Origin of the sequence: Nocardia gamkensis NBRC 108242 (genome assembly GCF_001612985.1) — a bacterium.
GTDB lineage: Bacteria > Actinomycetota > Actinomycetes > Mycobacteriales > Mycobacteriaceae > Nocardia > Nocardia gamkensis.
The window spans coordinates 150,101-168,888 of record NZ_BDBM01000004.1; the positions used below are offsets into that span (position 1 = coordinate 150,101).

At 68.0% G+C, this 18,788-nt stretch carries 18 protein-coding genes; 9 read left to right on the top strand and 9 right to left on the bottom strand.

Annotation, left to right across the window (positions count from 1 at the left end; all coding sequences use genetic code 11):
- Positions 1–7: 7 nt before the first annotated feature.
- The 5 genes from urtE to urtA all read right to left on the bottom strand — a co-directional run bounded on the left by urtE (position 8) and on the right by urtA (position 5,295).
- Complete coding sequence (urtE, locus tag NG1_RS03840) at positions 8–700, bottom strand: urea ABC transporter ATP-binding subunit UrtE (RefSeq protein WP_040870583.1); 693 nt, start codon at positions 698–700, stop codon at positions 8–10.
- Complete coding sequence (urtD, locus tag NG1_RS03845; RefSeq protein ID WP_062968033.1) at positions 693–1,547, bottom strand: urea ABC transporter ATP-binding protein UrtD; 855 nt, start codon at positions 1,545–1,547, stop codon at positions 693–695. Before urtD ends, urtE begins: the two co-directional genes overlap by 8 nt.
- Complete coding sequence (gene urtC / locus NG1_RS03850) at positions 1,544–2,689, bottom strand: urea ABC transporter permease subunit UrtC (RefSeq protein WP_062968035.1); 1,146 nt, start codon at positions 2,687–2,689, stop codon at positions 1,544–1,546. The genes urtD and urtC overlap by 4 nt, the downstream gene beginning before the upstream one ends.
- Positions 2,686–3,570, bottom strand: a complete 885-nt coding sequence (gene urtB, locus NG1_RS03855; RefSeq protein ID WP_040870580.1) for an urea ABC transporter permease subunit UrtB — start codon at positions 3,568–3,570, stop codon at positions 2,686–2,688. The genes urtC and urtB overlap by 4 nt, the downstream gene beginning before the upstream one ends.
- A gap of 450 nt (positions 3,571–4,020) precedes the next feature.
- Complete coding sequence (gene urtA / locus NG1_RS03860) at positions 4,021–5,295, bottom strand: urea ABC transporter substrate-binding protein (protein WP_062968037.1); 1,275 nt, start codon at positions 5,293–5,295, stop codon at positions 4,021–4,023.
- A 374-nt stretch (positions 5,296–5,669) separates the two neighbouring features.
- On the opposite strand from urtA, the gene NG1_RS03865 reads away from it, so the two are divergent.
- Positions 5,670–7,499 (top strand): acyl-CoA dehydrogenase, encoded by a 1,830-nt coding sequence (locus tag NG1_RS03865; RefSeq protein WP_062968039.1) that lies wholly within the window; start codon positions 5,670–5,672, stop codon positions 7,497–7,499.
- Between the two features lie 337 nt (positions 7,500–7,836).
- On the opposite strand, the gene NG1_RS03870 is transcribed toward NG1_RS03865, so the two are convergent.
- On the bottom strand, positions 7,837–8,682 hold the full coding sequence (locus NG1_RS03870; protein ID WP_210750305.1) for a TetR/AcrR family transcriptional regulator: 846 nt from the start codon (positions 8,680–8,682) through the stop codon (positions 7,837–7,839).
- A gap of 74 nt (positions 8,683–8,756) precedes the next feature.
- On the opposite strand from NG1_RS03870, the gene NG1_RS03875 reads away from it, so the two are divergent.
- Complete coding sequence (locus NG1_RS03875) at positions 8,757–9,983, top strand: MFS transporter (protein ID WP_062968041.1); 1,227 nt, start codon at positions 8,757–8,759, stop codon at positions 9,981–9,983.
- A 281-nt stretch (positions 9,984–10,264) separates the two neighbouring features.
- On the opposite strand, the gene ramB is transcribed toward NG1_RS03875, so the two are convergent.
- Entirely contained in the window at positions 10,265–11,671 is a 1,407-nt protein-coding gene (gene ramB, locus NG1_RS03880) for an acetate metabolism transcriptional regulator RamB (protein WP_062968043.1), read from the bottom strand.
- A gap of 93 nt (positions 11,672–11,764) precedes the next feature.
- Here ramB and NG1_RS03885 point away from each other — a divergent pair, with 93 nt between their 5' ends.
- From NG1_RS03885 to NG1_RS03910, 6 genes are all read left to right on the top strand, one after another.
- Positions 11,765–13,276 (top strand): ATP-dependent DNA ligase, encoded by a 1,512-nt coding sequence (locus NG1_RS03885; RefSeq protein ID WP_062968351.1) that lies wholly within the window; start codon positions 11,765–11,767, stop codon positions 13,274–13,276.
- 171 nt (positions 13,277–13,447) lie between these two features.
- The gene (locus NG1_RS03890; protein WP_062968045.1) at positions 13,448–14,701 is read left to right on the top strand and encodes a lipase family protein; all 1,254 of its coding nucleotides are present in this window, start codon (positions 13,448–13,450) and stop codon (positions 14,699–14,701) included.
- 90 nt (positions 14,702–14,791) lie between these two features.
- Positions 14,792–15,994: an inorganic phosphate transporter gene (locus tag NG1_RS03895; protein WP_062968353.1), complete on the top strand. Its 1,203-nt coding sequence runs from the start codon at positions 14,792–14,794 to the stop codon at positions 15,992–15,994.
- 11 nt (positions 15,995–16,005) lie between these two features.
- Positions 16,006–16,290 carry a hypothetical protein gene (locus NG1_RS03900; protein WP_062968047.1) on the top strand — a complete coding sequence of 95 codons (285 nt, stop codon included), beginning with the start codon at positions 16,006–16,008 and terminating at the stop codon, positions 16,288–16,290.
- Positions 16,291–16,301: 11 nt separating this feature from the next.
- The gene (locus NG1_RS03905; protein ID WP_062968049.1) at positions 16,302–16,637 is read left to right on the top strand and encodes a DUF3349 domain-containing protein; all 336 of its coding nucleotides are present in this window, start codon (positions 16,302–16,304) and stop codon (positions 16,635–16,637) included.
- Between the two features lie 14 nt (positions 16,638–16,651).
- A complete protein-coding gene (locus tag NG1_RS03910) occupies positions 16,652–16,942 on the top strand; it encodes a DUF3349 domain-containing protein (RefSeq protein WP_062968051.1) in 291 nt (96 codons plus the stop codon).
- Position 16,943: 1 nt separating this feature from the next.
- Here the strand turns inward: NG1_RS03910 and NG1_RS03915 are convergent, their stop codons facing one another.
- A complete protein-coding gene (locus tag NG1_RS03915; RefSeq protein ID WP_062968053.1) occupies positions 16,944–17,384 on the bottom strand; it encodes a DUF4254 domain-containing protein in 441 nt (146 codons plus the stop codon).
- Positions 17,385–17,440: 56 nt separating this feature from the next.
- Positions 17,441–17,743, bottom strand: coding sequence for a hypothetical protein (locus NG1_RS03920; protein ID WP_040870859.1), 303 nt, complete (start codon positions 17,741–17,743; stop codon positions 17,441–17,443).
- A gap of 181 nt (positions 17,744–17,924) precedes the next feature.
- On the opposite strand from NG1_RS03920, the gene NG1_RS03925 reads away from it, so the two are divergent.
- Complete coding sequence (locus NG1_RS03925) at positions 17,925–18,785, top strand: helix-turn-helix domain-containing protein (protein WP_062968055.1); 861 nt, start codon at positions 17,925–17,927, stop codon at positions 18,783–18,785.
- Positions 18,786–18,788: the final 3 nt, after the last annotated feature.

Below are 18,788 nucleotides of genomic sequence, written 5' to 3' on the forward strand. Positions count from 1 at the left end.
GCGGCGCTCAGATCGCCATCGCCGAGCGGACTTCGCTCTCGGCGCCCGCGCCACCCGCGCCCGTGGAGGTCACCCGGCCGGACCGCAGCACGTAGTAGCGCTGCGCCGCCTGCAACGCGAAGCCGATGTGCTGTTCGACCAGCAGCACGCTCAGTCCGCCGCGGCGGGTGAGATCGATGATGGTGCGCTCGATCTCGGCCACCACCGACGGCTGGATGCCCTCGGTCGGCTCGTCCAGGATGAGCAGCTTCGGCTCGGTGATCAGCGCCCGCGCGATGGCCAGTTGCTGGCGCTGGCCGCCGGACAGCAGGCCCGCCTTCCGCGCGAGCAGTTCGCGCAGCGCGGGGAACAGATCGAGCGATTCGTCGATCAGCGCCTTGCCGCGTTTACGGCCGTCCGCGACCACCTGCAGATTCTCCGCGGTGGTCAGTTGCGGGAAACTCTGCTGTCCCTGCGGCACGTACGCGATCCCGCGACGCACCCGCCGCGACGGCGACAGTTTGGTGATGGCCTCCCCGTCGAATTCGATCCGGCCCGACTTCGTGCCGATCAGGCCGACGGCCGTGCGCAGCAGCGTGGTCTTCCCCGCGCCGTTGTGCCCCATGACGGCGACCACACTGTCGTCCGGGACGGTCACCGAGACGCCGTGGATGACTTCGGTGCGGCCGTAGCCGGAGTGGATATCGGTGAGTTCAAGCATCGCTGTCCCCTTTCCGGGGTGACTCCGGGCTCGGCGCGGTCGAGGCGTCCTCCAGTTCGGTGCCGACGGCCGCGGCGGTGCCGAGGTAGACCTCCTGCACCTTCGGGTCCGCCTGCACCTGCTCGACGGTCCCCTCGCTGAGCACCTTGCCGCCCGCGAGAACGGTGACCGAGGTGGCGAAGGCGCGCATGAAATCCATGTCGTGCTCGACCACCACGACCACCCGGTCACCGCCGATGCGGCGCAACAGGTTTCCGGTCTCCTCGCGTTCCTCGGCGCTCATGCCGGCCACCGGCTCGTCCAGCAGCAGCACCGACGCGTTCTGCACCAGGAGCATGCCGATCTCGAGCCATTGCTTCTGCCCGTGCGCGAGTACACCGGCGGGCCTGTCGCGCAGGCCGGTCAGACCGGTGGTCTCCAGCGCCTCCTCGATCACGGGGAGCACCGATTTGCGGCGGCGCAGCATGGTGAGCGCCGAACGGCCCGCGCCCGCGGCGATGTCGAGATTTTGCAGCACGCTGAGCTGCTCGAACACGCTCGCGGTCTGGAACGTCCTTCCGACGCCGAGCCGGGCGATCCGGTGCACCTTCTTGCCGAGCAGTTCCACGCCGGTCTTCTGCGCCGACCCGGTGGCCGGGACCAGACCGGTGATCGCGTCGATCAGCGTCGTCTTGCCCGCGCCGTTGGGACCGATGAGGAAGCGCAGATCGCCCTGCAACACCGTCAGATCGACATCGGTGACGGCCTTGAAACCGTCGAAACTCACCGACAGGCCACGGATCTCCAGGTACTCGCTGGACATTCCCGCGTTGCCGCCGAGCTTCGGTTCGTGCGTCGTCTCGGTCATCGCGATTCCACCTTCTCCGTCGCGGGTTCCGGCAGCGCCTCGACCACCGCGGCGGCAGGCGGGTTCGCGGGCCGCTGGAACCGGTTGCCCAGCACACCTTTCAGCATGGGCCACAATCCGGCGAGGCCCGCGGGCACGAAACCGACCACCACGATGAACAGCACGCCTTGCAGATACGTCCACCCCGAGGGGAACTCCTCGGACAGCGCCGTCTGCGCCCATGCCACGCCGATCGCGCCGAGCACCGGCCCGAGCAGGGTGGTCCGGCCGCCGATCGCGACGCCGATGAGAAACGCGATGGACGGAACGACGCCGATGTCGGCGGGGGAGATGATGCCGACGATCGGAGTGAACAGCGCACCGGCGATGCCGGCGAAGAACGCCGCGACCACATAGGCGACGATCTTCACGTTCGCCGGATCGTATCCCAGGAAGCGCACCCGCTCCTCTTGGTCGCGCACCGCGACGAGCAACTCGCCGTACCTGCTGTGCATCAGTTGCCGCACCAGCGCGACCACCACCAGCAGCGTGCCCGCCGCGATGAAGAACAGCATCTGCCGGTTGACCGGGTCGGACAGCTTGAACCCGAAGAACGCGCGGAAATCAGACAGACCGGTGAATCCGCCGATGGCCTGCTGGCCGGTCAGCAGGATGGCCAGCGCGGCGGCTAGCGCCTGACTGAGGATGGCGAAGTAGGCGCCCTTCACGCGGCGCTTGAACACGCCGTAACCGAGCGCCGCCGCGATCAGCGCGGGCAGCACGAGAATGCCGAGCAACGCCACCGGACCCGACGCGAACGGCGTCCAGAACGACGGCAATTCGCGGATACCCGCGATCTCCATGAACTCCGGCACGTCGTTGCCGAGCCGGGCGGCGTCGGCCATCTGCAGATGCATGGCCATGATGTAGGCGCCGATGCCGAAGAACACGCCCTGCCCGAGGGTGAGCATTCCGCCGCGCCCCCAGGCCAGCCCGATGCCCACCGCGACGATCGCGAAGCACAAGAACTTCGCCAGCAGATTGAGCCGGAAATCGCTGAGCACCGCGGGCGCGACCGCGAACAACAGGACGGCGGCGACGGCGAACCCGGCCAACGCGGTGAGCGAGGAATGCGCGCGCCACCGTTGCACGAGTGTGGTCATGCCAAACTCCTTGTCCGGACGGTGAACAGGCCCTGCGGACGGACCTGCAGGAAGATCACGATGACGACGAAGACGACGACTTTCGCGATGGACGCGGTGGTCGAGTATTCGATGTAGGAATTGAGCAGGCCGAGCGCGAACGCCGCGATCACGGTGCCCTTGATCTGGCCAAGCCCGCCGATGACCACCACGAGGAACGCATCGATCAAGTAGCTCTGGCCGATGGTCGGGCTGGTCGAGCCGATCAGGGTGAGCGCGACACCGGCCACGCCCGCCAGGCCGGAGCCGATGAAGAACGTGCTGATATCGGTGAAACGGCTGGACACACCGGAGGTTTCGGCCAATCCGCGGTTCTGCACCACCGCGCGGATCCGGCGGCCGAGCGGAGTCGCCTTGAGCACCGCGGCCAGCGCGGTCACCGCGACCACCGCCAGGACGAGGATGAAGATGCGCGTCTTCGGCACCACCGCACCCAGGATCGTGACGCCGCCGCTGAGCCACTCCGGCGCGATCACGTTCTTGGCCGGCGCGCCGAAGATGTCGCGGGCCAGCTGTTGCAGCACCAGCCCGACGCCGAAGGTGACCAGCAACGTGTCCAGCGGCCGGTCGTACATCCAGCGGATCAGGCCCATCTCCAGCGCGGCGCCGAGCAGGCCGCCGACCAGGAAACCGATCAGCAGCGAGACGACGAGCGAGACGCCCGCCGACGAGATGACCTTCTGCACAACGTAGGTCGTGTAACAACCGGCCATGATGAACTCGCCGTGCGCCATGTTGATCACGCCCATCTGCCCGAAGGTCAGCGAGAGGCCGAGCGCGGCGAGCAAGAGAATCGATCCCAGACTCAGCCCGGTGAAGAGCTGTCCGATCACAACGTCCATGCGAGCTCCTGTGTTTGATTTGCAGCGACTTCGTCGCGGCGTGTTCGCGGCCCCTTCTCGGCTGTGTTGGTTTTTCCAGCGCCTGCGGCGCTGGGTGTTCGCGGCCCTCTTGTGGCTCGCGTCCGAGCGACCACCGCTTGCTCCTCCGTCGCCTACGCGGCGGCCACTCGGACGCGAGCCGGGCCGCGAACGGCGGATGCTCGGTCTCGCTTCGCTCGAAACCGGGAGTTGAGGTGCGCTGGGCGCGTGCGGTGGGGCGTGGATGTTCTGCCGGTGCTTCTCGTGTTCAGCCTGGCTGTGGCTGATCCACGCCGTGTGGGGTGTTCGTGGGGCCGTTCGTGTTATGTCCGATGCTGTCCGCGGCCCCCCTCATTACGCGCTCCCGCGTGATCGCCGCGGCGACTGGGTCGCCGGGCGGGCACCGGTAGCTGGGCCGCGGACAGCAGCGGACTACTTCAGGCCCTTGGCCCAGTCGTAGGACTTCAGGTAGGGATCCGGCGTCACGGCCTTGCCGGAGTCCCACACGGTGTAGATGAGTCCGTCGGGACGGATCTCGCCGATGCGGGCGGTCTTGGTGATGTGGTGGTTGGAGCCGTCGATGGTGACCAGGCCCTCGGGTGCCTCGAAGCTGACGCCGTCGGCGGCGGCCTGGACGTCCTCCACCTTGAACGACCGCGCCTTCTCGACGGTGTTCTTCCACAGGTAGACCGACGCGTAGGCGGCTTCCATCGGGTCCGAGGTCGGCTTGTCGGCGCCGAAGGCGGCCTTGTAGTCGGCGACGAACTTCTTGTTCACCGGGGTGTCCACGGTCTGGTAGTAGTTCCACGCGGTGAGCTGGCCCGCGATGTGCTGCGCGCCGATGCCCGCCACCTCTTCCTCGGCGATGGACACCGAGATCACCGGCATCTCCGCGGCTTTGAGGCCCGCGTTGCTGTACTCGCGGAAGAACGCGACGTTGGAGTCGCCGTTGAGGGTGTTGAACACCGCGCCCGCCTTGGCGGAGCGGACCTTGTTCACGATGGTGGAGAAGTCGGTGGAGCCGAGCGGGGTGTAGTCCTCGCCCTTGATCTCGATGCCGTTGGCGGCGGCGTACGCCTTGATCTCACGATTGGCGGTCTGCGGGAAGACGTAGTCGCTGCCGACCAGGTACAGGGACGTGATGCCCTTCTGCTTGAGGTAGTCCAGCGCCGGAACGATCTGCTGATTGGTGGTCGCGCCGGTGTAGAAGATGTTCTTGCTGTCCTCCAGGCCCTCGTACTGGACCGGGTAGTAGAGCAGCGAGTTCAGGCTCTCGAATTTCGGCTTCATGGCCTTGCGGCTCGACGAGGTCCAGCCGCCGAACACCGCGGCGACGCAGTCGGAGCTGATCAGCTTCTCCGCCTTCTCCGCGAAGGTCTTCGGGTCCGAGGCGCCGTCCTCCAGCACCAGATCGATCTTCTTGCCGAGCACGCCGCCCGCGGCGTTGATCTGGTCGACGGCCAGCTTGGTCGAGTTGGCGACGGTGACCTCGGAGATGGCCATCGTGCCGGACAGCGAGTGCAGCGAACCGACCTTGATCGTGTCCTTCGAGGTGTCGACGCAGGAGGCGGCGCCGGAGCCGGTGGTCGAGGCGTCGTCCTTGGCGCCGCAGGCGGTCAGCAACAGGCCGGCTAGCGCGACCGCGGTGGGCACCGCCACCGCTCGGACCAAACGCCTGGAGCGATGGGTGGCACGGGAATCTTGCATGGGGCGAACCCTCTCCTCATCAGGTATTGCGGCGGCGTCGGCAGGGCGCCGCATCGAATACCGCCGTCTTCGCCCCGCTCACGGCTGTAGACGGGGCTGTATACAACGGCTGTATTCGTGATGCGAACGGTAGACAGAACTTGTTGCGCCGGAATATCTCTCGATGACAAGTCCGTTTCGTCTGTTTCGCTCGTGTGAACCTTTCCCGTAAACGGACGGTGAACGGTTGTGAGATCCGGGCAAACCCGCTGGCCGGGGCGGATGTGGCTACGGTTGCGTAGCGTCGCCGCGATGCGGCACGCTTCGATTCGTACGACATCTGAACCGTCCCAAGCCGCGGCGGCGGGCCGCGGACTCGAGTCGAGGAGGACCAGATGGGCCACTACAAGGCGAACTTGCGGGATATCGAGTTCAACCTGTTCGAAGTGCTCGAGCTGGACAAACTCCTCGATACCGGCGCCTACGGCGACCTCGATTCCGACACCGCCCGGGAGATCCTCTCGGAGGTTCGGCGACTGGCCGAGGGGCCGGTGGCGGACTCCTTCGCGGCGGCCGACCGTGATCCGGTGGCCTATGACGCGCCCACCTTCTCGGTCTCTGTTCCGGAGCCGCTCCGTAGGACCGTCGCCGCCGTGCGCGACGCGGGCTGGAGCAGGCTGGGCATGCCGGAGGGCATGGGCGGCACCCCGGCGCCCGCGGCGCTGGTCTGGGCCGTCGCCGAGATGATCACCTGCGCCAATCCCTCGGCGTCGTTCTTCAACATGGGGCCGGTCATGGCGTCCGTGCTGTACAACGTCGGCACCGAGCGGCAGCGGCACTGGGCCACGCTCGGCTTAGAGAAGGGCTGGCAGGGCACTATGGTGCTGACCGAGCCCGACGCCGGATCCGACGTCGGCGCGGGACGCACCAAGGCGATCCCGCAAGAAGACGGCACCTGGCACATCGAGGGCGTCAAGCGGTTCATCTCCGGCGCGGAGGTCGGCGACACCGCCGATAACGTCTTCCACCTGGTGCTGGCCCGGCCGGAGGGCGCCGGACCGGGCACCAAGGGCCTGTCGCTGTTCTACGTGCCGAAGTTCCTCTTCGACCCCGAGACCTTGGAACTCGGCGAGCGCAACGGCGTGTACGTCACCGGGGTCGAGCACAAGATGGGTCTGAAATCCTCACCCACCTGCGAGCTGACCTTCGGCGGCCACGGCGTACCGGCCAAGGGTTGGCTGGTCGGCGACGTGCACAACGGCATCGCGCAGATGTTCCAGGTGATCGAGAACGCGCGCATGATGGTCGGCGTCAAATCCTCCGGCACCTTGTCGACCGGTTATCTCAACGCGCTCGACTACGCCAGAGAACGTGTCCAGGGCGCGGATCTGACCCAGATGACCGACAAGGCCGCGCCCCGCGTGGCCATCACCCGGCATCCGGATGTGCGTCGTTCACTGGCGATGCAGAAGGCGTACGCCGAGGGCCTGCGCGCGGTGTACCTGTACACCGCCGCCCACCAGAACGCCGATGTGGCCCAGCTCGTTTCGGGCGCCGACCCCGATCTGGCGCACCGGGTGGACGATCTGCTGCTGCCGATCGTCAAGGGCGTCGGTTCCGAGCGCGCCTACCAGTTCCTCACCGAGTCGTTGCAGACCTTGGGCGGTTCCGGTTATCTCCAGGACTACCCGATCGAGCAATACATCCGCGACGCGAAGATCGACTCGCTCTACGAAGGCACCACCGCCATCCAGGCGCAGGACTTCTTCTTCCGCAAGATCATTCGCGACAAAGGTGCGGCGCTCGGGCACGTCAGCGCGCGGATCGCGGCATTCCTCGACGCGAAGACCGGACGGTTCGACACCGAGCGCGACCTGCTGCGCACGGCCGCGGAGGACGTGCAGGCGATGGCCGCCTCGCTCACCGGCTTCCTGATGGCCGCCCAGCAGAAGCCCACCGAGTTGTACAAGGTCGGCCTCGGTTCGGTGCGCTTCCTGCTCGCTGTCGGCGACCTGCTCATCGGCTGGCGCCTGCTGGTGCAGGCGGAGATCGCGGCCACCGCGCTGGCCACCGACGCGCCGGAGAAGGATCGCGCTTTCTACGCCGGAAAGGTCGCCGTCGCGAGCTTCTTCGCGAAGAACGTGCTGCCGAACCTGGCCGCGGTGCGCGGGATAATCGCCGCACTCGACGACGACATCATGAACCTGGACGAAGCCGCGTTCTGAGTTCGATTGCTGTGTTGGTTTTTCCAGCGCCTGCGGCGCTGGGTGTTCGCGGCCCCTTTGTGGCTCGCGTGGCCGCGAACGGCGCATGCTCGGTCTCGCTTCGCTCGAAACCGGGAGTTGAGGTGCGCCGGGCGCGTCGGCATTCGGGGTCCGGATGAAGTGCGCGTGCCCTGGCGGATGAAGGTCGACTCTATCGGTATCGAGCGCGGGCGTGCTGCGTGTGCCGTCGGCTCTCGACCGCGTGCAACGCTGACTATTCGGGTTGATGTTGCGGTAACAGGATGGTCGGCGGCCGATTCGAGTGACGTTGCCGCGCCAGGTGCGGGTAGGCGTTGTCTCAGCTCTGGGGTTGGGAGAGCAGTTTGAGCACGACCGGGCGGGACAGTGTGCCCGATACCTGTCTGGCGAGCTGGTTGGCGCTGGTGCCTGCGGCGTGGGCGGCCTTCAGGGCGGTGGCCAGTTCGGTGCGGGCGGCTTCGGCGGCGGCTTGGGCGTCGCGGAGTCGCTGGGCTGCGCGGTCCACGTCGGGCTGCTCGTCGCTGGTGGTCAATTCATTGACCAGTTCGACCTCCGGGAGGCGGGCTTCCCGCTCACCCGGGGCCGCGTCCCGGCGCATCGCCGCCCTGGCGAATTCCATCAGGAACGCGCGGGTGGCGTCCTTGTCCTCCGCGGCAGCCTCGCCGAGCAGCAGTCTGGTGGTCTGCGGGACGGCGTGTGACCAGTTGGCCAGGCCGCACAGGGCCAGCAGCAGGCGGCCCGCGTTCGCGGAGTCGACGTCGAACTGTTCCTGGGCGCGATCGAATTTCCGCACGTAGTGCGCGGCGCGCCAGCCGTCGATGTCGTGCGCGTCGGCGCCGCGATGCAACGCCTCCCACAGCAGCAACCGCAACAGCTGGGGATTGTCCCGGTGATAGTCGAACAGCTTGCCGACGTAGGCCCCGGGCTCGGTGTCGGCCAACGGCTTGACCACGTCGATGAACTCGCGCAGCGTGTCGATCAGGATGACGTCGAACAGCTTGTCCTTGCTGCCGAACAGTCCGTAGATGCGCTCCTTGTTGACGCCCGCCGCCTCGGCGATCCGGTCGACCCGCGCGCCGGCCAGCCCGTACTGCGCGAATTCCTCGCGGGCGGCGCGCAACAGGGCCTGCCTGGTCGCGTCACTGCGTTTGATCGTGGCCGTCATGACCGACACTTTACCATCTCATTAAACCAACTATTTGGTTGACAGACGGCCTTCCGCGGGCCTACCTTCGAGCCATGGCAATGTCCACCTTCCAGTCCGCGGCTCCGGCCCGGACGCGCGGCCGAGACACCTCGGCGCGAGCCCACACCGGGCGCACCCTGCCTTTCTTCGTCCTTGCCGCACTGCTGGCCACCGGCCAGATGTACGTTCCCATTCCGCTTTTCACCGCCATGCGGGCCGACTGGGGTGTCGGCTCGGCGGCGATGACCTGGATCATCAGCGCGTTCGCCTTCGGCTACGCGGGCGGTTTCGTCCTGTTCGGGCCGCTGTCGGATCGCTACGGTCACCGCCGGGTGCTGGTCACCGGCATGCTGGCGGCCTCGGTGGTCACCCTGTTGACCGGCTTGGCCTTCAGTGCCCCGCCGGCCGTCGCCCTGCGGGTGGCGCAGGGCTTGGTCGTCGGCTCGATTCCGCCCGCGATCATGGCTTATGTGGCGACTCGCATCACGCCCGCGCACCGTGCCGTGGCCACCATGTCCGTGGCAACATCGTTCCTCGCGGCGACGGTGGTCGCGCAGATCGTGTCGCAATGGATGGTCGGCGCGTTCCCGTGGCGCACGGTGTTCGTCGCCTCCGCGATCGGGTTCGCCGTCCTCGCGCTGGCGTTGCGGTCGGCGTTGCTGGCCGACGCGCCCACCGGCCGGGACAAGCCGCTGCGGCACAGCTACGCCGCGATTCCCGCGGTGCTGCGCATCCGGGCGCTGGTGCCGATGCTGATCGCGGGCGCGATGAGCATGGCGGTGATGGTCGGGGTGTACACCGGCCTGGAATTGACCGGGGTGGTCCGCGGCTCGGGCGAACTGCTCGCGCTGCGGGCGGGCGCGCTGCCGGTGATGATCGCGCTGCCCCTGCTCGCGGTGCCGCTTGCCCGGCTGTCCAAGCACGGCCAGATCGTGCTCGGCGTGCTCATCGCCGCGACGGCGATGGTGGTCGCGACCTTCGAGGGAACCCATCCGCTCGTGCTTGCCGTCCTGCTGGCCGTGCTGGTCGGCGGACTCGGCATCATCGCTCCGGCCGTGCTCCAGAGCGCGGGCGAACTGGGCGGCGAATCCCGCGCCGCCGCCATGTCGGTCGCGATGTTCAGCTTCTACGTGGGCGCGACCATCGGCCCGCTGGTCGCCGCCGCGGCGGCGCCGCACGGCTTCGCCACCCTCGCCTGGACGCTGGCGCTGTTGCTCGTCGCCGCACTGGGGATGACGGTGATCGGTCTGCGGATGCAGCGAAGGGCGCAGATCGCTTGATCGAACAAGACATCCCGGCCGATATCGCGCAATGCGATACCGGCCGGATGTTCGTTCACTCGTAGGTTCGCCGCACCGCACCGGAACGACGCGGCCGGTCCGGGTTCTTCCGGTCGGTGGACCGTCCCAGGCGACCTCGATTTCGATGTCGTGGAATTCCCGGGCGCCATCTCGCAGCATCGTCACCGCGGCGGCCCGCGCCTGCTCGGGCGGGTAGCGCGAATCTCCCTTCGCGCCATGACGGCAATCCAGCTGTCGACCGGGACGCAGATGGCGGGCGACTACTTCAGCACATACGGCGAAACCGAGCTGCGGTGCTCACTGATGTCGAGCACCTTGCCCAACGGCGGGAACGCGCGCTGCGGGCAGTTGGCCCGCTCGCAGACTCGGCAGCCCGCACCGATCGGCGTCGGCTGCACCTCGTCGAGGTCGATGCCGTCGGCGTAGATCACCCGGGCCGCGTGCCGCAGTTCGCAGCCGAGCCCGATGGCGAAGGTCTTGCTCGGCTGGCCGAAACGGGTGGCGCGGCGTTCGACCGTGCGAGCCACCCAGAGATATTTGCGGCCGTCGGGCATCTGGGCGATCTGCGTCATGATCTTGCCGGGATAGGCGAAGGTCTCGTAAACGTTCCACAGCGGGCAGGTCCCGCCGCTGGCGGAGAAGTGGAAACCGGTGGCCGACTGGCGCTTGGACATATTGCCCGCGCGGTCGACCCGCACGAACGAGAACGGCACGCCGCGCAGCGATGGTCGTTGCAATGTGGACAGCCGGTGGCAGATGGTCTCGTAGCTCTGCGTGAAGAACGCCGACAGCCGCTCGATGTCGTAGCGGAAGTCCTCGGCCACCTCGTGGAAATGCGTATACGGCAGCACCGTCGCCGCGGCGAAATAATTGGCCAGCCCGAGCATGGCCAGCTTGCGGGCGTCCTCGGACGCGAAATTGCCCTCCTCGACCAGCTTCTCCAGCAACTCTCCGCATTCGAAGTAGGCCAGCTCGGCGGCCAGTTTGAAGGTGCGCTGCCCACCGGAGAGATGCGGCGCGATCTCCAGGTTGCGGGTCTGCGGGTCGTAGCGGTGCAGCACGCCCTCGCCGAGATCGATGCGCTCGGTGATCCGCACGTCGTGCGCGCGCAGGATCCTGGCGATCTCGCTGTTCACGTCGCCGCCGTGGAAACGGATGCGCGCGGTGAGCTCCTCGGCGGCGGTGTCCAGCTCGTGAATGTAGTTCTGGCGCTGGTAGAAGTAGTCGCGCACTTCCTCGTGCGGCTTGCTGATCGCGCCGCTGCCCGCGCTGTCGGCGAACCGGTCCTCGGTGGCCGCCGCCAGCTGGGCGGAGGTGTTGCGGTAGCGATTGTGCATGTTGACCAGCGCGCGGGCCATGCTCGGATGCGCCGAGACCATGTCCGCGATCTCCTGGGCGTCGGCCTCGATGCCCAGCTCCTGGTCCATCACGACCTCTTGGAGCTCCGCGATGAGCCGGGTGTCGTCCTGCGCGGAGAAGAAGGTCGCGTCGACGCCGAACACGTCGCTGATCTTCAGCAGCACCGGGACGGTGAGGGGGCGCACGTCGTGCTCGATCTGATTGAGGTAACTCGCCGAGATCTCCAGCTGCTGGGCCAGCGCGATCTGGCTCAGCCCGCGTTCGGTCCGCAGCTGACGCAGCCGAGCGCCGACGTAAGTCTTGGCCATGCGTCCAGCTTATGGCCGGGTTCGCATCCGTGCCAATTACGGATTAACACTCCTCGCAGACATGTGTCGTACCCGGCGGCTACCGTCGGCAGGGTGTTGTTCTCGGATGTCGTCCTGGCCTCGGAGACCGTGCGCGCGACCAGGTCACGCAAGACGAAGATCGCCACGCTGGCCGGGCTGCTGACCTCGGCCGCCGCCGACGAGCTCGCGCCCGTCGTCGCCTGGGCGTCCGGCGAGCTACCGCAGGGGCGGATCGGCACGGGCTGGCGCACGCTCACCACGCTCGACAGCCCGCCGGCGCCGGTCGCGACGTTGACCGTCGCGGCGGTGCACGTCGCGCTGAGCGAGCTGGCCGGTACCTCCGGCGCCGGGTCCGCCGCCCGGCGCAAGGAGCTGCTCGGGGCGCTGTGGTCCGCGGCGACGGCGGATGAGCAGAGTTTCCTGCTGCGCCTGCTCACCGGGGAACTGCGCCAAGGAGCGCTCACCGCCGTGGTCGCCGAAGCGGTGGCCGTCGCCGCGGGCGTGCCGCCTGATCTGGTGCGCCGGGCGTACATGCTGTCGGGCCGATTGCCGGTCACCGCCGTCGCGGCGCTGACCGGCGGCGTTGCCGCACTCGCGGAGTTCCGGCTCGAAGTCGGCCGCCCGATCCAGCCCATGCTCGCCTCGCCCGGCGCGACGCTGGACGAGGCGCTGATCGAGTTCGAGGGCGAGGTGAGCGTCGAGCACAAGCTGGACGGCGCCCGCATCCAGGTGCACCGGGACGGCGACCGGGTCCGCATCTTCACCAGGACGCTGCGCGATATCACCGCGGGCGTGCCCGAACTGGTCGAGCTGGTCGCCGGCCTGGACTGCACGAGCGTCGTCCTGGACGGGGAGACGCTGGCGCTCACCGACGCGGGACGGCCACGTCCGTTCCAGGAGACCATGAGCCGCTTCGCCGAGGCGAGCTCCACCCGGGAGTTGCTGCTGCATCCATACTTCTTCGACTGTCTGCACTTGGACGGCCGGGACCTGCTCGACGCTCCGCTGTCGGAGCGGCGCGCCGCGCTGACGAAGGTGGCGGGCACGCACACCATTCCCGCGTTGCTGCGGCCGGATGCCGAAGCGGCCGCCGAATATTTCGACGGCGCGCTGGCGGCGGGCCACGAGGGCGTCATGATCAAGTCGCTGACCGCGCCGTACGCCGCGGGCAGGCGGGGCAGGGCCTGGCAGAAGATCAAGCCGACGCACACCCTCGACCTCGTAGTGCTCGGCGCGGAATGGGGCTACGGCCGTCGCACGGGCTACCTGTCGAACCTGCATCTCGGCGCGCGCGACCCGGACAGCGGCGAGCCGGTCATGGTGGGCAAAACCTTCAAGGGACTCACCGACGCGCTGTTGCAATGGCAGACCACCGAATTCCCCCGCCACGAGCGCTCGCGTGATCAGCACACCGTGTATCTGTGGCCGCGACTGGTTGTGGAGATCGCTTTGGACGGCGTGCAGGTCAGTCCGCGCTATCCCGGCGGGGTCGCGTTGCGTTTCGCTCGGGTGGTGCGCTATCGCCCCGACAAAGAACCCGCCGACGCGGACACCATCGACACCGTCCGCGCGCTACTGCCGTGACCGTCGCCGCGATGTGAAGCGCGCTTGCTCCCGCGCCGGGTGCGTGTCGGGCGTGCGTGGCGAATCGAGCCACTGTAAGTATGGGCAGCGCAAGGTTCCGGATGGCCGCCACACTGCAATGGTCCGGCCGGTTCGTACCTCCGGACAAGGAATCGGCGGGCGGGTGGGACGATGCGAATTGTGCTGTGCGGACGCTATGTCCGGCTGGTGGCGGCGTTGCTGGGCGTCTTGGCGGTGAGTGCGGTCGGCACGCCCGTGCAGGCGAATCCGATCGAGCAGTTCCTCACGCCTTCGCGTGAATACTCCGGGATCCTGCCCACGCCGCTGGGCGACCCGTTCTACACCCCGCCGCCGGAATTCGAGAACACACCGCCGGGAACGGTTCTGGCGTCCCGTCCGGGCGGCACGGGCCTGACCGCGTTCCCGTTGCACTCGACCGAACTGCTGATCCGGTCCACCGATTCCAAGGATCGCCCGGTCCCCGTGGTCGCGACGTTGCTCGTGCCGCGGACGCCGTGGACCGGGCCGGGGCCGCGACCGGTGCTGTCGCTCAATCACGCGATCGACTCGCTCGGGCATCGGTGCGCACCGTCCTACGAGCTGAAGAACCCGTTGTGGGCCGAGATGTGGGCCGCCCAGATTCCGTTGTCCAAGGGATACGCCGTGCTCGTGCCCGACCATCAGGGCCCGCGGCAGGCGTACGGGGCGGGACTGATGGCCGGGCACGCGGTGCTCGACTCGATCCGGGCCGCGGTGCGAACGCCGGAACTCGGGTTGCGACCGGACGCTCCGACGCTGGTCACCGGATACTCCGGCGGCGCCATCGCCAGCGGATGGGCCGCCCAGTTGGCCCCGGCGTATGCGCCCGAGCTCAATCTGGTGGGTGCGGCGTTCGGCGGTGTTCCCGCCGACTTCGGCATGCTGCTGTCCACCATGAACGGCCGCAACGCCGCGTCCGGAGTCTTCTTGGCCGCGACGCTCGGATTGGCGCGGGAGTATCCCGAGCTGCTGGACCTGATGAACGACGACGGCTGGCGACTGGCCCAGATCGGCAAGGACATGTGCATGACCGGGGAGGAGTTCGGCGGTGCCGTGGCGCCGATTCCGGTGCAGGCGCTCACCCATGCCGCCGCGCCCACCGAGCTGCCGATGGTCAGGGAGATCCTGGCCGCCAATCGGCTGGGCGCGAGCGCGCCTACCGTGCCGGTGTTCCTCTATCACGCGACGCACGACCCATGGGTGCCGTTGGCCGGGGCGGAGAAGCTGTACGCGGACTGGTGCGGAGCCGGGACACCGGTGGACTTCCAGGTCTATCTCGGCGAACACTTCCTGGTCGGCCTCAGCGGCATCCCCGGCGCGAACTCGTGGATCGATGATCGGTTCGCAGGCCGTCCGGTCGCCGCGCGGTGCACTCGATCCGGCTGAGCAGGGCGAACCAGACTAGTCCATCTCGGTGGGCGGAACTTTCGGTGACCGACCTGGCTCCGCCATCCGGGGGTGCAGCACACTGGAGGCGTGACCGTCGAATTACTGGTTCTCCTGATCGTCATCGTCACGGCGCTCGCATTCGATTTCACCAACGGCTTCCACGACACCGCCAACGCGATGGCGACCTCGATCGCCACCGGTGCGCTGCGGCCGCGGGTGGCGGTCGCGCTCTCCGCGGTGCTGAACCTGGTCGGCGCGTTCCTGTCGGTGGCCGTCGCCGCCACCGTGGCGAAGGGCATCGTGCGACTCGATGCCGTCGGCGGCCAGGACCTGATCGTCATCGTGTTCGCCGGTTTGGTCGGCGGGATCCTGTGGAACCTGCTCACCTGGCTTTTCGGCCTGCCATCGAGTTCGTCGCACGCGCTGTTCGGCGGTCTGATCGGGGCGACGCTGGCCGCGCTGGGCTGGAGCGGGGTGATCTGGGCATCCGGATCGGACGGCGTGATCACCAAGATCATTCTTCCCGCCGTGCTCGCGCCCGTCGTCGCCGCGCTGGTCTCGGCGATCGGCACCTGGCTGGTGTACCGGATCACCCGCGGCGCCGACGAAGGGAAGGTCACCGAGGGCTTCCGGTGGGGGCAGATCGGCTCCGCCTCGCTGGTCTCGCTGGCGCACGGCACGAACGACGCGCAGAAGACGATGGGCGTGATCTTCCTGGCACTCGTCGCGCACGGGACGCTCACCAAGGATGACGACCTGCCGCTCTGGGTGATGGCCGCGTGCGCCGTGGCCATCGCGGCCGGCACCTACCTCGGCGGCTGGCGGATCATCCGGACGCTGGGCAAGGGCCTGGTCGAGATCGACTCGCCACAGGGCCTCGCGGCGGAATCCGCCTCGGCCGCGATCATCCTGACCTCGGCCCATTTCGGGTTGCCGCTGTCCACCACGCAGACGGCCACCGGCGCGATCCTCGGCACCGGTCTCGGCAAGGGCGCCGAGGTGCGCTGGGCCGTGATGGGGCGGATGGTGGTCGCATGGTTGCTCACGCTGCCGCTGGCCGCGGTCGCGGGAGCGATCTGCTGGGCCATCGCCCACGTCATCGGCGGGCTGGCCGGTGTGCTCGTGGTCTTCGGCATCCTGATCGGCCTGTCGACGCTGATGTACCTGCGGTCGCGGCGTGATCCGGTACACACCGGCAACGTCAACGACTGGCCGGGCGACGGGACCGATCCGCCCACCGCCGCGCCGCCCGCCACGTCGGCGGACAAGAACCGTTCGGCCCAGGTGTAGGAGGACCAGGCGTGCACACTCTCGTCACGAATCTGAACGCGCTGTGGAAAGTCGTCGCGGCAGGCCTGGTGCTCGGCGCGGGCCTGCCGATGATCTTCGCGATCGGGGTGCGGTTCTGGTCGACGACCGTGACGACCGACGCGGGAGCGGGGGCGGTGCGGCGCAATTACCCCGCCCTCGCGGTCGCGCTGGCGTGCTTCGCGCTGGTTGTCGTGGCGATCGTCAGTGGCATCCTGTATACGGCGAAAGCGTTCATCGCCGCCAGATTCGGCATCCATTTGTTCGGGCAGGCGTGAGGAGTGCCGGCGTGACCGATCCAGTGAAACCAGCTCCGCTCCGGCCGAAGCTGCTCGGCAAAGTCGTGGGCTGGCTGCGCGCGGGGTATCCGCAGGGTGTCCCGCAGGCGGATTATGTGGCCCTGTTCGCCGTGCTGCACCGGCACCTCACCGACTACGAGGTGGTCGCGATCGCCGAGGAGCTGGTCGCTTCGAATCCGGACAGCACGATCACCCACGCCGAGATCGAGCAGGCCATCGCCCGGTTCGCGATGGAGCAACCGGCCGAAGGCGACGTCTCTCGCGTCGCCTCCCATCTGGCCGCGGGCGGCTGGCCGCTGGCCGATCCGCCCGCCGATTCCGACTGACCGAGCCGCCGCCGATGCCACCCTTCCTGCACGCGATCATCGGCTGGCTGCGGGTCGGATACCCGGACGGCGTGCCGGAGTCCGACTACATCCCGCTGCTCGCGCTGCTGCGCCGTCGCCTGTCCGACGAAGAGGTGGCCCGGATCGCCGCCGAGCTGACCGGCTTCGGCGGGGCGGACATCGACCAGACCGATATCCAGGTGATGATCACCAAGATCACCAACGACATGCCCTCCGAAGCCGACGTGGCCCGGGTGCGCGCCAGGGTCGAGGCCAATGCCTGGCCGGATCCGGACGCCGAGTGAGTCACGGCTGATCGCGCGGGCCGCTGAGGTAGGGCAGGCGGCGCACGCCCGCCGCGACCTCGTAGGCGAGATCCTCGTAGCCGAGCGCGAGTTCGGCGAGGCGCTCCCAGGCATCGTGCACGGCCCATTCCGGGGCGCCGGAGAGGATCTCGTAGGCGCAGGCGGAGAACTGGGCGAGCCGGTCGACCACCATGCCCACGGTTTCGGTGTGCATGTGCGCGCCGCCGTGTGGCAGCGGCGCCTCGGTGGCGACCCAGCGGTCGATCGCGAGGACGAGGCGGGCGCGGTGCCCGTCGATGTCGTTCGTCCCGCCCAGGCCACGGCGCAGGCGGCGTTGATGCAATCCCGCGAGTAAGTGGGCCGATTCCAGAATCGGGTGTGCGCGGCGGGGCGCGGTGCGGCAGGCCTGCAGGATGAGCTCTTTGGTCGGCAGTGGTTCCACTGCGATAACCCCCTGGATCGAATGGTCGCGGCGGGCGTCACGCGAGACGCGAAGGATCATCGACGATGCCGCCCGCCCGGACGCGGCAATCGGTACCGCTTGCGCAACGGCCCGGTGTCCCACGGCGATTCGAGGACCACGAGACCGACGGCCTCCAGCGGCGTGAGCCCGATGCGGCGCACCAGCTCCTCCGTCAGCGCAACCATCTCCGCCGCTTGGATAGCCGCGGTCGCCTGCTCGGTGGACACCATCCGGCCACGCAGATAGGACACCACCCACGCGTCGTCACTGACCCGCCGCGCCTGATGCGGCGTCTGATCACTCACGATCCACATCCGGTCGACGACATGCACCGACATCGGAACCCCCTTCATCCCCGCCGAGCGGGCTGTTCCACCAGCCCCGCTGTGATGCGCAACACAAGCAGAGTAGGTGCGGGACCGCTGACAAGTCAACTTGACTAGTCAATTTGACAAACTTGCCCCGCTGTGGATGCGGGTACGGTCATCTGCACGAACAGCCGGAAGGACTCATCGGACGATGGCACCACTTTCGCCCACGGTCGCGCGCTGGGAACTCATGCTCCGAATCAAACGCCGCCGCACCGAGTTCGACGTGTCCGCGTCCGTCATCGCCAAGGAACTGGGCTTCACGCTGTCGTACTGGTCGAAGGTGGAGAAAGAACGCGTCCTGGCCGAGGACAAACTGCGGAATCTGATGAGCCTGCTCGAATTCGACCCGGCCGAACGCGAGGAGATGTTGCGGCTGCGCGACATCGCGAAGCAGCGCGGGTGGTGGTCGGAGTACGCGGGGTTGCTGTCGGACGAGGTGATACGCCTCTATGGATTGGAGCACGGGGCGCGGAGCGTCCGTAGTTACGCGAGCATCTTGATTCCCGGTCTTTTGCAGACCGAGGACTACGCGCGTGCGGTGATCGCCAACGACCGGGCGCGGGTTCGTCAAGTGGAAATCGAGCGCTGGGTCGAAGTTCGCATGCGGCGTCAGCAGCGGCTCACCGGATCGGAGCCGCTTCGGGTCACCGCGATCGTCAACGAGGCCGCGCTGACCCAGCGCACCGGGGGTGTGGCGGTCCTGAAAAATCAGCTTTCACACCTGCTGTCGATTACCGAGACGCACGCCGACACAGTCGACGTTCGGGTCGTGCCCTTCGACGCGCCAGGTGGTGTGCTGCTGACCGGTGCGTCGTTCCACCTGCTCGGGTTCGACAGCGCACTCCTTCCCGACGTGGCGTGGACCGAGACGCTGGTCCATCTCGGAGTGATCGAGGAGAACGAACCGGTGCGTCATCTCGCGACCATGTTCGCCACCACTCTCGCCGAGCACGCGCTTGCACGGAACGAGTCGATAGCGTTGATCGAACGCAGACTCGCCGCGCTGTAGCCT

What these genes read in the sequence shown, in the direction of transcription:
- urtE (WP_040870583.1), bottom strand. Translation starts at nt 700, where the DNA reads ATGCTTGAACTCACCGATATCCACTCCGGCTACGGCCGCACCGAAGTC.
- urtD (WP_062968033.1), bottom strand. Translation starts at nt 1,547, where the DNA reads ATGACCGAGACGACGCACGAACCGAAGCTCGGCGGCAACGCGGGAATG.
- urtC (WP_062968035.1), bottom strand. Translation starts at nt 2,689, where the DNA reads ATGACCACACTCGTGCAACGGTGGCGCGCGCATTCCTCGCTCACCGCG.
- urtB (WP_040870580.1), bottom strand. Translation starts at nt 3,570, where the DNA reads ATGGACGTTGTGATCGGACAGCTCTTCACCGGGCTGAGTCTGGGATCG.
- urtA (WP_062968037.1), bottom strand. Translation starts at nt 5,295, where the DNA reads ATGCAAGATTCCCGTGCCACCCATCGCTCCAGGCGTTTGGTCCGAGCG.
- NG1_RS03865 (WP_062968039.1), top strand. Translation starts at nt 5,670, where the DNA reads ATGGGCCACTACAAGGCGAACTTGCGGGATATCGAGTTCAACCTGTTC.
- NG1_RS03870 (WP_210750305.1), bottom strand. Translation starts at nt 8,682, where the DNA reads ATGACGGCCACGATCAAACGCAGTGACGCGACCAGGCAGGCCCTGTTG.
- NG1_RS03875 (WP_062968041.1), top strand. Translation starts at nt 8,757, where the DNA reads ATGGCAATGTCCACCTTCCAGTCCGCGGCTCCGGCCCGGACGCGCGGC.
- ramB (WP_062968043.1), bottom strand. Translation starts at nt 11,671, where the DNA reads ATGGCCAAGACTTACGTCGGCGCTCGGCTGCGTCAGCTGCGGACCGAA.
- NG1_RS03890 (WP_062968045.1), top strand. Translation starts at nt 13,448, where the DNA reads ATGCGAATTGTGCTGTGCGGACGCTATGTCCGGCTGGTGGCGGCGTTG.
- NG1_RS03910 (WP_062968051.1), top strand. Translation starts at nt 16,652, where the DNA reads ATGCCACCCTTCCTGCACGCGATCATCGGCTGGCTGCGGGTCGGATAC.
- NG1_RS03920 (WP_040870859.1), bottom strand. Translation starts at nt 17,743, where the DNA reads ATGTCGGTGCATGTCGTCGACCGGATGTGGATCGTGAGTGATCAGACG.
- NG1_RS03925 (WP_062968055.1), top strand. Translation starts at nt 17,925, where the DNA reads ATGGCACCACTTTCGCCCACGGTCGCGCGCTGGGAACTCATGCTCCGA.